A 13,733-nucleotide genomic window follows, 5' to 3' on the forward strand; every position below is an offset into this window, starting at 1 on the left:
GGCGGAATTCTAAAGGGCGGCGGCGGGATTGGATAGCCTGAAGGCGGGACCGGCCCGGCAACCGCTAAGGTATCAAGGGCAATAAGTCTTGCTTATTCAGTGAGATCAGGAATATTGATTCGCGGAATCTGGAAACCCTTTCCATACTCAAATCGCCAAACAACAAAACCAAGAGCGAGTGCATTCCCATGTCAGAAAGACCTGAGCTACCCGGCTGGCGCTGGGGGCCGTTCACCTTTCGTCTGCCCTTTTACCACACACGCCTATGCTGGCCGGAATTCCTGCAGGGGCTGTTTGTCTCTGCCGCCACCGGTATGGCGCTGATTCCGGTCATGACCGCGTTCTTCGGCCTGAGTTTTGAGGAAGCGGTTGCGCTGTCGATGATTCATGCCTCGTTGATTGCCTCGGCGGTGATTGTCTTTGGCGAACCCTACGCCGGCGGCTGGATCACGCCCGCATTACCGCTGATTCTGGCGTTTGTTATCGGTGGCTATGAAGACCCGGTAAGCCGGTTCCAGGCGATGACGGCTTTGAGCCTGGTCTTTGCGGGGTTGGTTCTGGTTCTGGGAGTCACCGGCTTGGGCCGGCGCTTTGTGGTCTGGCTGCCGGACACACTCAAGGCCGGAATTATCCTCGGCGCCGCCATCGCGGCGCTCAAGCGGGTGTTTGTCGACGATGCCGAGCGTTTTCTGCTGGAGCAGCCAATTGCCACCGGACTTGCCTGCGCCATTTGCTTGATCTTCACCTTCTCGGTGCCAATGCAGAAGCTGAAAGAGCGAAACCGTTTCTTTTTTATGCTGGGGGCATTGGGTTTATTGCCGGGCTTTCTGGTGGCAGCGGTGGTTGGGCCGCTGGCGGGTGAGGTCAGCTTCGATATCCAGTGGGGAATTCTGGTGCCGCCTGTGGGTGACGCCCTGGCCAAGGTATCACCGCTGATGATTGGCTGGCCGTCGCAGGAAATGCTCATCCAGAGTGTTCCCCTGGCATTGATCGCTTACATCATCCTGTTCGGTGACCTGGTCACCGGCAACGAAGTGCTGCGCGATGGCCTGCATGCACGCAGGGATGAGCACGTTGATATCAACCTGAACCGCTCCCACTTCTCACTCGCGATCCGCAACGCCATCATGGCCATTGTGGCGCCGTTTTTTCCGACTCAGGGCGCGGTCTGGACCGGCGTGCACGTGATTGTGGTGCAACGCTGGAAACAGGGGCCGAAGGCGATGGGCAGCCTGCACAGTGGGCTGGCCTCCTACTACCTGATGGGGTTGCCGTTTATTTTCTTCCTGTTGCCACTGCTCACCGGGCTTAAGCCCTTGCTGGGTGTCGCCCTGTCGCTAACCCTGGTGCTGACCGGCTTTGCCTGTGCCTACATCGCGATGGCGATACCGCGAGACAATGCCTCACGGGGGACGGTGGTTCTGATTGGTGCGGCGCTGGCGTTCTTCGAGCCCTGGATGGGTTTGTTAATCGGCGTGGTGGCAACCATCGCGCTGGTGGGCTGGGATAGAAACCCGGATCCGATCCCTCACGATGAGCGAGAGGAGGAGCCGGCGACCGTTAGCCAAAACTAGCCGGCATGGCTCTGGATAATCTGCCACTCTTCCTCGCTGACTGGCATCACTGAGAGGCGGCTGCCCTTGCGCAGCAGGGCCAGCTCCTCCAGTCCGGGCAGGGTCTTGAGTGCCTTCAGGGGAATCAGGCGCGGCAGTTTGCGCACCAAGGTCAGATCCACCGCTTGCCAGCGCGGTTTCTCGAGTGTGCTCTTGGGATCGAAATAGGGCGAATCGGGCTGGAACTGAGTGGGGTCGGGGTAGGCACCGTTCACCACGGTGACGATGCCGGCAATGCCAATCTGGGCGCAGCTGGAGTGGTACAGGAAAACGTCGTCGCCTTCATTCATCTGGGTCAGGAAGTTCCTGGCCTGATAATTACGCACCCCGTCCCACGGGATCGACTTGCCGGCAGACTGTATGAAATCTTCGATGCCGCATTCAGAGGGTTCTGACTTTACCAACCATTTCGCCATCTTGCTTCCATCACCCATCAGGTCACGTGAGGTAGAACGCCAAAGTATATCGCGCTGAAGTGGCACGCGCTGCCACCGATCACGAACAGGTGCCAGATGGCATGCATGTAGGGGATGCGGTCAGCCAGATAGAACACCACGCCGACGGTGTAGGCCAGGCCACCGGCAACGGTGAGGTTCAGCGCGGTTTCACTCAGATTGGCGACCAGGTCTGACGAGGCGAACGTGATCAGCCAGCCCATGGCGATATAGATTCCCACGCGAGCCAGTTTGAACCGATTCTTGAAAATTACCTTGAGCACCACGCCAGTCAGCGCCAGCGACCAAATGATGGCAAACAACGTCCAACCGACGGTGCCCCGCATGTTCACCAGCAAAAAGGGCGTGTAGGTGCCGGCAATCAGCAGGAAGATGGCGCAATGATCCAGGGTTTTGAAGGCGCTTTTCAGCTTCGGGTGCCGGGCGCCGTGGTACAGCGCCGAGGCACTGTAAAGGAGTATGAGAGAGGCGCCAAATATACCGAAACTGACCAGCTTCCAGATGTCGCCGAGCTGGCTTGCGCCGACGATCAGGGCCACCGTGCCGATCACGCTCAGGATCGCGCCCAGACCGTGCGTGGCACTGTTCAGCCATTCTTCCACACGCTGATGCACGGTGGCTTCCGGGGGTTCGGTGGTAAAGTCGGTAGCGCTTTGTTTCGAGTTTTCCTCGTTGGTCATTGCAGAATATCCGTTGGTCGACATGGCGCTAAAATACTTGAGCGTACAACTGTACGCAAACTTTTCAGGTGAACGTTTTGTGATCATTTTAAGGGAAATCGAATGACACAAATAAAAAATATTTGACGCCAGGCTGATCCGTTAGTCCCTAAGCTTTCGTAAGCTAACTGAGTTCGACGGCGCCGGCATTTTCTCCGCCCGCCTCGAAATCACTGAATGCGTTGAGTGATATGCATCATTGGGCAGCAGGGGCCTCCTTGCTGCCCTTTTTTATTGCTGACTCATTTCTGGGTACACTTGCCGGCTTGGTCCAAAAAAATAGTTCCTGTCTGGAGCATTCATGGCTGCCGCGCTGGCGTTGTTATTCAAGCTTACTCCCCTGTACCTAACGGTCGTACTCGGCTGGCTGGCGGGACGTTACCTGGAAGCCAGCGGCAAACACATCGCTGGCATCATGTTGTACATCGTCACGCCATCGGTGGTGTTTTCCGGGGTCATGGCGGCACCGCTGTCCGCGGAAGTCATTTTTCTGCCGTTTCTGATGTTCGGTATATCCTGTGTGCTTGGCATCGTTCAGTTGAAACTTGCCCGGCGGGTGATCACCGACGGCAGTGCAAGCCTCATACCTTTGTGCGTGGGCTCCGGTAATACCGGCTACTTCGGCGTGCCGGTGGCGTTGTTGCTGTTCGGCGAGGAAGGTCTCGGGCTCTACATCGTGTGCATGCTCGGCACCACCCTGTTTGAAAACTCGGTGGGTTTCTATCTGGCGGCCCGTGGCCGCTACGACCTTAAATCGGCCCTGTGGCGGGTGGTAAAGTTGCCCTCCGTGTATGCCTTCCTGGCGGCAGTGCTGCTGAACCTGTCCGGCATCCGCATCCCGGATCTGTTCCAGCCGTTGTTCGATAACCTGCGGGGGGCCTACAGCATTCTGGGCATGATGATCATCGGGATGAGCATCACCAGTTTCCGGGGACTGGCGGGCAATCTCCGCTTCACCGGGTTGGCCTTCTTCGGAAAATTCGTGGTTTGGCCTGCCGTGGCCATCCTGTTCTGGTGGCTGGATGCCAACGTGCTGGGCATCTACGAGCCTGCCGTCCACAAGGCCATTTTCCTGATTTCCATTACTCCGATTGCGGCCAACACAGTGGTCATTGCCACTCTGCTTGAGACCTCGCCGAGGCAGGCGGCGGGCACGGTTCTGCTCACCACCCTGTTCGCACTCGCCTTCATCCCGGTGATGATTTCGTTCGCGTTCTAATTGCTGCCAGTGCCCGCGGAGGCTGGCTGGGGGCTGGTGGCACGAGCGGTTGCGATGTCACTGCGGGCGTGGCGCACCACGCTGATGCCCGCAGTCATGGCCAGGGTGCCCATGATGCCGGCGACCGCCAGATCGGGCCAGGCGGTGCCAGTGCCAAATACACCCAGGGCTGCGGCCATCACGGCGACGTTGCCTATGGCGTCGTTGCGGCTGCAGAGCCAGACCGAGCGCATGTCCGAATCGCCGCTTCGAAAACGGAACAGCATCAGGGCAACAACGACGTTGGCAATGAGGGCCAGGAAACCCACGGCGCCCATGGTCAGGGGTTCAGGTGTCAGCCCGCTCTGGGCGACCCAGAGCGCCCGCAGCCAAACAACCAGGCCGAATGCGGCCATGGTCAGGCCCTTGATCATGGCCGCCCGCCCGCGCCAGGCCAGGCCCATGGACAGCACGCTCAGCGACAGCAGGTAGTTGGCGCTGTCGCCAAAGAAGTCGATGGCATCGGCCATCAGCGATACGGAGCCCGATTGGAAACTGGCCCATCCCTCGACAAGGAACATCGCCAGATTGATCCAGAGCGCGATCCACAAGGCTCGGCGGAAGCCGGGTGCGGGAGCTTGTGGGGTGGGGGCAGAGCAGCCACAGGCCATAAATAATCCTCCTGTTGTGTGATGCTCTCAGTAAAAACCCTGTAGTTGCTACAGAGTCAAGCCGTGACAACGGGAGTGTTTAAACACCCTGGCCTTTGCCGTGGGTACCAGGGACGTGATTGTGCCCGGCTGGAGCGGCCGGGGTTTCCAGATCGTGGCTTAAGCTGCCAAGAATTCCGCAGTCCCGCACTCTACCGCCGTCAGAACAGGCCTGCTGCAACTGCTCCAGTGTCTGCTCCAGGCTGGTCAGTTCCTGCAGCCGCTCCCGCACATGGCGCAGGTGCCGTGCCAGCAAAGCATCGACATCATGACAGTCGGCGTCGGGTTGCTCGGTCAGGCGGATGAGCTCCCGGATTTCGTCCTGGGCCATGTCGAGGGTCCGGCAACGTTTGATAAACAGCAGGCGGTCCAAATGGGCCTGCCGGTACGCGCGGTACCCACTGGCATCGCGGTCAGGTTCGGGCAGCAGGCCAATTTTCTCGTAATAGCGAACCGTTTCCACCACGATGTCGGCACGTTTCGATATTTCACCAATTCTCATCATCAACGCACTCCTACCGTCGCTAAAGGCATTTGTTCTGGCGTTCCAGTCGGTCGGTTTCGCGTTTTACTTCGGCATAGCATTCGCGGCTTATGGTTTCGAGCCGGTCAAGCGCCAGAAGCAGCCAGCGGCACAACTGCTGGTCAATGTGATGATGCCCGTTTCAACGAGGTAAACACCTCGGCCTTCAGGCATTCTGGGAGCGCCGCATGCAGGTGGTTCTGTTGCCGACCGGGCTGTTTAGTCATTCAAGATTCTGTCGAGAGACGCGAGTTGATTTCGCTACTCCGAGAAGATTAGCACAGGCGGGATGCCTCGGGTGTTAAGTGACCGGAGGGCGGGCTCCGGTCACTTCCAGGCAATGATCAGAAGTTAAATCCGACACCGACGGTGTAAGCCCAGGCGCCATCGTCGAATGTGTCGTCGGCATCGCTGGAGTTATCGAAGAACCACTGATATTCCATACGTCCGAGCAAATAGGTCTTGGGTAGGACGTAATACTTGGCGCCCGCCTCCAGTCCGGCGAACGCACTGTCTTTAACGGCATCGCCGTAAACCGCGCCCAGGCTGGCGCCCACGAGCGGCCTGAATTTATGGTGTCCGAACTGGTAATCGGCGTAACCACGGGTTGATCCGTTCCAGAAATCATCGCTGGCGGATTGGCCTTCGATGTCGGCGTAGTTAACGCTCTGACGAATACCGACCACCACGTTGGGCTGGAGATACCAGCCGAGATCACCGGTGAGGCCGATGCTGCTGTTGTCAAAATCCCGGTCACTGCCGCCGGTTCCCGCTAGCGAGAACTCCCGGTCTCCGGTGTCGGGGCCAAACCCGGATGAGGCTCCTGATTGAGCGGTTGCCACCAGGGGCAGGACGGATAGAAAGCCAACGAAAATGAATGTTGAACGCTTCATGGCACATTACCTCCTGAAGTGTCCCTGGTAATGCCCTCGGTAGCTGCCTGATGCTAGGGTAGAGAATTGCTTGGATGCGGCTCCGAACCAAGGTTACTCCCAATGCTGACAAACGCATTGAAGGCCGTCTGTTCGCTGGCGTACACAAGAACGCGTTTTACCGTTTTTTTGTCGCCTGGCGGTGGGCCCGGTGCTTCGGGTATTGGGGTATACCGCGCGGGCTCACTCGTCGAACAGTGAAAATTGCGGGTTTGGGGGAGGCGGCTCTTTGCGGGTGCTCGGGCGCTTCTGAATGGGGCCTTTGCGACTGCCATGGCGTTGCAGTACCCGGGCCGTTTCCGTCCGGGATACGTGCTGCTGGCGAAATTCGCCAATGGCTTTTCGTGCTGCTCGCGCCGCCTGCTCGTGGTCGCACACCGGCAGGGTATAGTTGTTGCCGCCGTAGCGCGCTTTCTGGGCTGGCGTCATCAGCCAGGGGGTGTGGACCAGATCCACCGGAACGCCCTGCAGTTCCGGCAGCCAACGCCGGATGAATTCACCGTCCGGGTCGAGCTTCTGGCTCTGCAGGACCGGGTTGTAGATGCGAAGGGCGTTGATGCCGGTGAGTCCGGACTGCATCTGAACCTGCGGGTAATGAATCCCCGGTTCGAAATCGGTGAACTGGCGGGCCAGGTGCAGGGCCGGATCGCGCCAGTGCAGCCAGAGTTGGTAGCTGGCAACGGCCATCAACATGGCGCGCATGCGAAAGTTGATCCAGCCGGTGTGGTGCAGCGCGCGCATGCAGGCGTCCACCAGGGGCCAGCCGGTCTGACCTTCCTGCCAACGCTGAAGACGCTCCGATTCGCCGGGGCCAGTTTTCAGGCCTTCCAGCTCGCGGTGCATGGCACGAAATTCCAGTTCCGGTTCGTCTTCCAGTTTCTGGATGAAATGGCAGTGCCAGTGAAGTCGTGAGCGGAAGCTGGTCAGGCTGCGCTGCTTTCGGGGCAGGCTGCCGGGGTGTTGGCCGGTTTGTTTCGCTCCTTGGTAAATCTCCCGCAGGCTGACCGTGCCGTAGGCGATGTGCGGGCTTAAACGGGAACAGGCGCGCACGGCACTGACCGGGCTGGAGATGTTGTATTGGTAGCCGACGCAGCGACGTTCCAGAAAGGAGGCCAGCAGTTTCTCGCCGCGCTGGCTGCCACCGGCCTGCCGGTCCGGGCAAGGACTGGAGTCCGCCAGGGACATGTCACTGGGCGTGCTGGCGAGACCGGTCAGATCATCCGGCACCTGCAGGCCAGCCGGTGCGGGTGTTGGTTGCTGCCGCATCAACTGCGACCAGGCCTTGTCCCATAGATCCCGATCCCGCAGGCGGCGAACCACGCCGAATTGCTGCCACTCCCGGAACTCAATGCTGTGCTCCTGGCACCAGCCGATGAGGTGCTGGTCGCGGTCGAATGTCCACTGACCGCCGGTTTCCTGGTGACAGAACACTCGCCGGATGCCAATGACGGAATTCAGGCGCTCCAGGGCCTGCGTGACCGGTCCGGTCATCACCAGAAGGTCGGCGCCGAGGTGCCGGAGCTGGCGGCGCAGATCGGCCAGCGACTCCTCGATAAACGCCCACTGGCGCGCGGAGGTGTCGGGCAGTTGCCAGTAATCGGGCTCAATCACGTACAGTGGGACGACCGGTTCACCGAGCGCCGCAGCGGCTGCTAATGGGGCATGATCGCGGGTGCGAAGGTCGCGCTTGAACCACACCACCGTGGTCATTGGCCCTGACTCCGGCTGCGCCGGCAGCGCTCACTGCAATAACGTACATTGGCCCAGTCCCGGGCCCACTTCTTGCGCCAGGCAAAGGGGCGTTGGCACACCGGGCAGGTTTTGGTTGGTAGGTTCGGTTTCTTGTGCACGAGGGTGGTCCAGATCTCCTGACAGTAGACAACAGATACGTGACTACTGCCGCTGGAGATTGGTCCGGCGCTTGCTCAGGACGGCGATGACTCGGCCGCCAGCGTGGTCAGGTCTTCACTGATCTGCTGGGCACTCAGCCCGGGCCGGAGCAGCAGGCGTGCTTCGCCGTCGCCATCGAACACATAAACGGCGGCACTGTGGGAAACCTGATAATTACCCTCGGCATCCGGTTGGTCGTAGCCGAAGGTAGTGCGGTAACGCTTGGCGAATGTCCGGAGTGCGGCTTCCTCGCCGGTCAGTCCGACTATCCCCTCGCCGAAGAATTGAACGTAGCTGCCGATTCGCTCCGGAGTGTCGCGATTCGGATCAACGCTGACAAACAAGGTGGTGACTTCATCTTGCAGGTTGTCGGGCATTTTTTTGATGGCGGTTCGCAGACTGCTCAGGGTGGCAGGGCAAACATCCGGGCAGGAGGTAAAGCCAAAGTACACCAGGCGAATCTGGCCCGAGGAATCGGCTTCGGTCACCGGCTTTCCGGAAGTGCCGGTCAAGGTGAACGCCAGCTCCGGCATTAGCCCGCTGATGTCTTTGCCGTGCCAGTTTTCCGCATCGCCCAGGCAACCAGTCAATGCCAGCGACAGCAGCACGATCGCAACTCGGGCCAGGGGCAAATTCATTGGCGTCATGGGGCTGATCCTTCCGCTAGTGGTTGGCTTTGGGCGCGCGCGCCGTCCGCATGCATGGCGCGCCGCAGAATAATCAGGATGCCGACGATGCTCATCATGGCCGGTGGGATCCAGGTCAGCAGTCCGCCCAGCAGTTGGTCGGTTTCCGGGGGCATGGGCCAGGCTCGGCCGCAGACCTCGTAAACGTCATACACCATGCCCCGGGAGAACACGATCCAGGCTCCGAGAATCATCTGGGGAATCGCCACCAGCGCCAACAACAGAATACGCTTGCCATAACCAAGCGCATTACTGACCGCCGGCGAGCGCGAGTCCAAGATCAGCCACCAGAACAGCAGGCCATCAAGCAACATGCTCCAGTTCATCAGCCAGTAAAGTTGCCGGCTGAGCATGGCGTCGAAATGGATGGGTGGCCAAAGCCAGAAAAAGATCAGGCCGACAAACAGAAACGCAGCAATGGCCGGTTGCTGCAGCAGACGGTACAGCCAGCCCAGTGGGGCAAGCAGGCGGCGGCTGCCGGGTCCGGCGAGGCCATACCAGTACCGGACAATGGGTAGGGGGTTGGACAGGGCGATCAGCAATGGTCCCAGGTGGTGAAGAATGAGGTGCTGGCCGCGGTGCACGAAGAACATGTACTGGGAATAGTAGTCGAACCGGGTCTGCATCACCGCGTAGCAGAGCATCACCCCGAGCACGAAGGTGACGATGCGAACCGGGCCGGGTCGATCGGCTGCCGGCATCCGGAGCAGGCCAATACTGTAAAGCCCAAGCATGGCCGCGAAGCTGAACACGGTCAGTGGTGAAAAATCGTAGGGCAGTAAATAGCCGGCGGCAGACATAGAGCGCACTCTCAGTGGGCAAGTAGTGTGCAAGTTTCCCTGGCACGGGTTATCTTTTTTGTCAGAGCCCCCCGAGTCTTACCGTCATGTGGACGGATTTCAAGGCCGGTTCAGGCAGTTTCCGACGGAGAGAGTGTATGGCCCGATACAGCGATTCCCTCGCGGCACCCTCGGTGTTGATCTTTGACTGGCACGGCACTTTAGTGGATACCCACGACGCCATGTTCAGCGCGATGGAGGAAATGCTGCCGCAGCTGGAAGATCTAAATCTGGTGGAGCGGCTGTTGCCCGAGGCGAAATGCCGGACCCCCGATGATGCCAAATTGGTTCGCTACATCCGTATTTTTCGCCGGCTGCACCCACGAATTCTGGCCGAGCGCCGGGTCTCCCGCACCGATATTTTCAATGCCATCTTCGGCGAGGATCGTGACGCCAAGCTGATCGCTCACAAGGCCTACAACGAGGCCTATCGCCGCCACTTCGGTAAGGTGAAACCGTTTCAGCCGGGAGCATACGAGTACCTGACTGCACTCAAGGCCATGGGGATCAAGCTGGCGGTTTCCACCAACCGGAACCGGGAGTTTCTGGATAAAGAACTGGTGACCGTGGACGAGGGCCGGTGGCTGCATCTGTTTGATGCCACCGTGTGCGCCGATGACGTTACCGAGTACAAGCCGGACCCTGAAGTCATTTTGAAAACCCTGGAAAAACTGGGGCTGCCGGCCGATAGCCGCGCCTGGTACGTGGGCGACAGCTACGTCGACATGCTGACTGCAAACCGCGCCGGAGTCGCCGGCGTGTTTTATAACGGCTCTGGCTGGGAGCCGCAGCGCATCGATAGCTGGTTTTCCCACCGTGATGCACCCTTGGCCATTCTCGACAGTTTCGAGGATTTGCTGGACCTGCTAGCGCTGCTGGAACGGAGTCAGCCCAAGGCCTTTCGCCAGGCCCCGGCCGAAGTGCGCCCGAAACCCTTTCCGCCACCGGAGCGGCCGGAGCCTCGGGTGGAGGCCGACTGGCATCCGGCGGTGGTCAAACTCATCCGGCCGCAGGTGGTGCTGTTCGACTGGCACGCTACCCTGGTGGATACCCTGGATGCCATGTACCACGCCGTCGATGACATGCTGCCGGATTTTCACAAGCTGGACCTGATGGCGCGCATGGTTTCCCCCGAAGACAGCAAGACTCCGGAGGATGCGCGGCTGGTGGCATACGTTCGTGAGTTTGCTCGCCTGCACCCGAAGGTAAAAGCGGACCGAAAAATCTCCCGAACGGATATTTTCGAAGTGCTGTTTGGTGACGATCAGGAAGCTAAGCAGATTGCCCATCAGGCCTTCAATTTCCACTACCGCACCCACTACGGCACGGTGAAGGCGTTCGAGCCTAAGGTGCGGGAGGTGCTCGAAGGGCTGCGTCGGCTGCACCGGCAGGTTGGTGTGATTACCAACCGGGACCGGGAGTTCTTTGAGCACGAGCTGGCGGCGGTTGAGGAAACTGGCTGGACCCATTTGTTCGATGTCGATGTCTGCGGTGACGACACCCCACTACGCAAACCCCACCCGGACCAGCTGCTGCTGGCGGTGCAAAAGCTGGATTATCCGCCGGATCCCAGTGTCTGGTATGTGGGTGACAGCACCACCGATGTGATCGCGGCGAAACGGGCCGGCATGACCTCGGTGTTTTTCAACGGGGCCCAGTGGGATCAGCCCTGGCTCAATCGCATATTTCCCGGCACCCACAAGCACCCCGACAAACCCGACGTGGTGGTGAATGACTTTTCGGAATTTTGGGCCCTGGTGCTGGCCTGCGAAATCGGACCTCCCTAAACCGGGCTCTCCAAACCCAAAAAACTAAGTCAGCAGAGCCCCTATCCGGTGGCAGTTTCGGGCTGAAAATCAGACCAACCGAAGTAGAGATCTGCTAAGGTAGCGCACACCCCAACGACAACAACAAACGACCAGACCATGACCGACACCAAAGCATCTATTCTCGTGGTCGATGATGACGCCTCCATTCGGGAACTCCTGCACGAGCATCTGTCCCGGGTTGGCTACGACATCCATACCGCGGAAGACGGCGACCAGATGCGGGCGCACCTCAAAACCTTTTCGATCGACCTGATTGTGCTGGACGTGATGATGCCCGGTGACGATGGCTTCACCTTGTGCCGGGAGGTTCGTGAACATTCCCAGGTGCCCATCATCATGCTCACCGCCAGTTCCGATGAGACCGACCGAGTGGTCGGGCTCGAGATCGGCGCCGACGACTACCTGGCCAAACCGTTCAGCGCCCGGGAACTGCAGGCCCGGATCAAGGCGTTACTGCGCCGGGCCCAGTTTGCCCGGGTCGAGAACCCGAGATACGTGGTGTTCGACCGCTGGCGCCTGGATACCCTGACCCACGACCTGATCGACGAGCAGGGCAGCAAGGTGTCCATTTCCGGTGCCGATTTCGCGCTGTTGCAGCTGTTTCTGAGGCATCCGAACGAGGTGCTGGACCGTGACACCATCTCTGGCGTTACCCGTGGTCGCGAATCCACGCCGCTGGACCGGGTGGTTGACGTTGCCGTCAGCCGGTTGCGGCAAAAGCTGGGTGACCAGGGCAAAGATCCGAAATTGATCAAGACGGTGCGCGGTGCAGGGTACCTGTTGGCGGCCACGGTGAATCATGCCTTCGAGTGAATTCTCACTCAGGCGTAAACCCCGGCGCTGGATTCCGTCGTCGTTACTTGGCCGGGTGTTGTTGTTAACCCTGCTGGCCATGGCCACGGCCCAGGTCATTTCCAGCATGGCTTGGGTTGGTGCGTTTAAAACCCAGCGGGAAGAAGGCCTGGTGGTGACCACCCGTAATCTGGCGCAATCGGCCGCGGCCACGGCTCAGTTCTTTAATTCGCTGCCGTTGGAATACCGGCACATCGTGCTGGACCAGCTGCGTAACATGGGTGGAAGCCGTTTCTTCGTGTCGCTGAATAACAAACGCATCGATATGAAGTCGTTGCCGGAGACCGAGCTGAAACAGCTGGCCACCGACGAAGTCCGTTCCGTTCTGCGGCGTCGTTTGGGCAGGGACAGCAACCTGCACGTCGAGTTCGTGAGCCCGGATGACCTGCGCATTCTCAATACCGAACTTCCGCTCGACGCCTTGCCTCCATCCTGGGCCCATTATTCGCTGACTCTTGAACCCCTGAATCCACCGGTACTGGTGATGCAGATTGAGGTGGCCGAGGATGACTGGCTGTACCTGGCGTCGCCGCTACCAGCGCCCTATGTGTCACTGGAGGATGAGGGCGTGCCGGGGCAGCAGGTGTTTTTCCTGGCCGTCATGATCGGGGTGTTGTTCCCGGTACTGGCGTGGCTGATTCGTCAGCAAACACGACCGCTGCGCAAGCTGGCGAAGGCCACACGGGATCTGCCTCTGGATGACGAACAGGGGGCGCTGAAGGAGCAGGGCAGTGCCGAGATTGTCGCCGTCACCCGCAGTTTCAATACCATGCGCCGGCGCCTGCAAAATTACCTCAGTGACCGGGAGCAGTTGTTTCGCGCCATCTCCCACGATCTGAAAACACCGATTACCCGCCTGCGCCTGCGCATCGACCTGATTGATGACGAGCCCATGCGGGAGCGACTGGAAGCCGACCTGTTGGAGCTGGAACTGTTGGTGAAAGGCGCCTTGCAGTCCCTCAAGGACACCGACATTCATGAGAACGTGGAGCCGGTGGATATCCGGCGGATGCTGGACCGGATGGCGGAGGCCTACCGCACCAATGGCACCGAATTACTGAAAGTCAGTGGCGAATGCCAGCCTTACCGGGGCAAGCCCCTGGCCCTGAGCCGCTGCCTGGGCAACCTGGTGGACAACGCCATTAAATACGGTGAACGGGCGCAGGTGCAGCTCGATGACTTAGCGGAGCAACTGGTGATTCGGGTGGATGATCACGGACCCGGTATTCCGGAGGCTGAACTCCAGCGCATTTTCGAACCCTATTACCGTTTGGATCAGGCCCATCGCCAGGGCCACGGTCTGGGGCTGGGCATCGCCCGCAACATTGCGCAGAACCATGGCGGTGACCTGAACATCAGCAATCGGCCCACGGGTGGCCTGCAAGTGGTGCTGTCACTGCCGCGCCATTAAACGGCCGCCCATCTGCCCACGCCTCACGAACCCATGTAACAACCTTGTTACATGGGTTTTTCAGTTTGATACGTTC

Annotated in this window: 14 protein-coding genes; 5 read left to right on the forward strand and 9 right to left on the reverse strand. The window is 59.6% G+C overall.

Going from position 1 to position 13,733, the window contains the following annotated elements; all coding sequences use genetic code 11:
- Positions 1-188: 188 nt before the first annotated feature.
- Entirely contained in the window at positions 189-1,574 is a 1,386-nt protein-coding gene (locus tag FGO67_RS05765) for a hypothetical protein (protein ID WP_203299716.1), read from the forward strand.
- Here FGO67_RS05765 and FGO67_RS05770 read toward each other — a convergent pair.
- Together FGO67_RS05770 and trhA are read right to left on the reverse strand one after the other, a co-directional pair.
- Positions 1,571-2,029, reverse strand: coding sequence for an EVE domain-containing protein (locus tag FGO67_RS05770; protein ID WP_203299977.1), 459 nt, complete (start codon positions 2,027-2,029; stop codon positions 1,571-1,573). The two genes, FGO67_RS05765 and FGO67_RS05770, sit on opposite strands and share 4 nt — an antisense overlap.
- A 17-nt stretch (positions 2,030-2,046) precedes the next feature.
- Positions 2,047-2,748: a PAQR family membrane homeostasis protein TrhA gene (trhA, locus tag FGO67_RS05775; protein ID WP_238942175.1), complete on the reverse strand. Its 702-nt coding sequence runs from the start codon at positions 2,746-2,748 to the stop codon at positions 2,047-2,049.
- A gap of 340 nt (positions 2,749-3,088) precedes the next feature.
- Here trhA and FGO67_RS05780 point away from each other — a divergent pair, with 340 nt between their 5' ends.
- A complete protein-coding gene (locus FGO67_RS05780; protein ID WP_203299717.1) occupies positions 3,089-4,006 on the forward strand; it encodes an AEC family transporter in 918 nt (305 codons plus the stop codon).
- Here FGO67_RS05780 and FGO67_RS05785 read toward each other — a convergent pair.
- The 7 genes from FGO67_RS05785 to FGO67_RS05815 form a co-directional block, all read right to left on the reverse strand.
- Complete coding sequence (locus tag FGO67_RS05785) at positions 4,003-4,656, reverse strand: cation efflux transmembrane domain-containing protein (RefSeq protein WP_203299718.1); 654 nt, start codon at positions 4,654-4,656, stop codon at positions 4,003-4,005. The genes FGO67_RS05780 and FGO67_RS05785 overlap by 4 nt on opposite strands.
- 79 nt (positions 4,657-4,735) lie before the next feature.
- A complete protein-coding gene (gene cadR / locus FGO67_RS05790) occupies positions 4,736-5,197 on the reverse strand; it encodes a Cd(II)/Pb(II)-responsive transcriptional regulator (protein ID WP_203299979.1) in 462 nt (153 codons plus the stop codon).
- Between the two features lie 365 nt (positions 5,198-5,562).
- Positions 5,563-6,111, reverse strand: a complete 549-nt coding sequence (locus FGO67_RS05795; protein ID WP_203299719.1) for an outer membrane beta-barrel protein — start codon at positions 6,109-6,111, stop codon at positions 5,563-5,565.
- 222 nt (positions 6,112-6,333) lie between these two features.
- On the reverse strand, positions 6,334-7,860 hold the full coding sequence (locus FGO67_RS05800) for an FAD-binding domain-containing protein (RefSeq protein ID WP_203299720.1): 1,527 nt from the start codon (positions 7,858-7,860) through the stop codon (positions 6,334-6,336).
- Positions 7,857-8,000, reverse strand: coding sequence for a DUF2256 domain-containing protein (locus FGO67_RS17345; RefSeq protein WP_203299721.1), 144 nt, complete (start codon positions 7,998-8,000; stop codon positions 7,857-7,859). The genes FGO67_RS05800 and FGO67_RS17345 overlap by 4 nt, the downstream gene beginning before the upstream one ends.
- 75 nt (positions 8,001-8,075) lie before the next feature.
- Positions 8,076-8,687 carry an SCO family protein gene (locus FGO67_RS05810; RefSeq protein ID WP_420844491.1) on the reverse strand — a complete coding sequence of 204 codons (612 nt, stop codon included), beginning with the start codon at positions 8,685-8,687 and terminating at the stop codon, positions 8,076-8,078.
- Positions 8,684-9,526 carry a cytochrome c oxidase assembly protein gene (locus FGO67_RS05815; protein ID WP_203299722.1) on the reverse strand — a complete coding sequence of 281 codons (843 nt, stop codon included), beginning with the start codon at positions 9,524-9,526 and terminating at the stop codon, positions 8,684-8,686. The genes FGO67_RS05810 and FGO67_RS05815 overlap by 4 nt, the downstream gene beginning before the upstream one ends.
- 137 nt (positions 9,527-9,663) lie before the next feature.
- Here FGO67_RS05815 and FGO67_RS05820 point away from each other — a divergent pair, with 137 nt between their 5' ends.
- The 3 genes from FGO67_RS05820 to FGO67_RS05830 all read left to right on the forward strand — a co-directional run bounded on the left by FGO67_RS05820 (position 9,664) and on the right by FGO67_RS05830 (position 13,657).
- A complete protein-coding gene (locus FGO67_RS05820) occupies positions 9,664-11,352 on the forward strand; it encodes an HAD family hydrolase (RefSeq protein ID WP_203299723.1) in 1,689 nt (562 codons plus the stop codon).
- Between the two features lie 138 nt (positions 11,353-11,490).
- Positions 11,491-12,207: a response regulator gene (locus FGO67_RS05825; RefSeq protein WP_203299724.1), complete on the forward strand. Its 717-nt coding sequence runs from the start codon at positions 11,491-11,493 to the stop codon at positions 12,205-12,207.
- Entirely contained in the window at positions 12,194-13,657 is a 1,464-nt protein-coding gene (locus FGO67_RS05830; RefSeq protein WP_238942176.1) for an ATP-binding protein, read from the forward strand. The genes FGO67_RS05825 and FGO67_RS05830 overlap by 14 nt, the downstream gene beginning before the upstream one ends.
- Positions 13,658-13,733 lie beyond the last annotated feature (76 nt).

It is taken from the genome of Marinobacter sediminum (assembly GCF_016820575.1).
GTDB lineage: Bacteria > Pseudomonadota > Gammaproteobacteria > Pseudomonadales > Oleiphilaceae > Marinobacter > Marinobacter sediminum.

Coding starts and splice junctions, on each gene's coding strand:
- FGO67_RS05765 (WP_203299716.1), top strand. CDS start 189: ATGTCAGAAAGACCTGAGCTACCCGGCTGGCGCTGGGGGCCGTTCACC.
- FGO67_RS05770 (WP_203299977.1), bottom strand. CDS start 2,029: ATGGCGAAATGGTTGGTAAAGTCAGAACCCTCTGAATGCGGCATCGAA.
- trhA (WP_238942175.1), bottom strand. CDS start 2,748: ATGACCAACGAGGAAAACTCGAAACAAAGCGCTACCGACTTTACCACC.
- FGO67_RS05780 (WP_203299717.1), top strand. CDS start 3,089: ATGGCTGCCGCGCTGGCGTTGTTATTCAAGCTTACTCCCCTGTACCTA.
- FGO67_RS05785 (WP_203299718.1), bottom strand. CDS start 4,656: ATGGCCTGTGGCTGCTCTGCCCCCACCCCACAAGCTCCCGCACCCGGC.
- cadR (WP_203299979.1), bottom strand. CDS start 5,197: ATGAGAATTGGTGAAATATCGAAACGTGCCGACATCGTGGTGGAAACG.
- FGO67_RS05795 (WP_203299719.1), bottom strand. CDS start 6,111: ATGAAGCGTTCAACATTCATTTTCGTTGGCTTTCTATCCGTCCTGCCC.
- FGO67_RS05800 (WP_203299720.1), bottom strand. CDS start 7,860: ATGACCACGGTGGTGTGGTTCAAGCGCGACCTTCGCACCCGCGATCAT.
- FGO67_RS05810 (WP_420844491.1), bottom strand. CDS start 8,687: ATGACGCCAATGAATTTGCCCCTGGCCCGAGTTGCGATCGTGCTGCTG.
- FGO67_RS05815 (WP_203299722.1), bottom strand. CDS start 9,526: ATGTCTGCCGCCGGCTATTTACTGCCCTACGATTTTTCACCACTGACC.
- FGO67_RS05820 (WP_203299723.1), top strand. CDS start 9,664: ATGGCCCGATACAGCGATTCCCTCGCGGCACCCTCGGTGTTGATCTTT.
- FGO67_RS05825 (WP_203299724.1), top strand. CDS start 11,491: ATGACCGACACCAAAGCATCTATTCTCGTGGTCGATGATGACGCCTCC.
- FGO67_RS05830 (WP_238942176.1), top strand. CDS start 12,194: ATGCCTTCGAGTGAATTCTCACTCAGGCGTAAACCCCGGCGCTGGATT.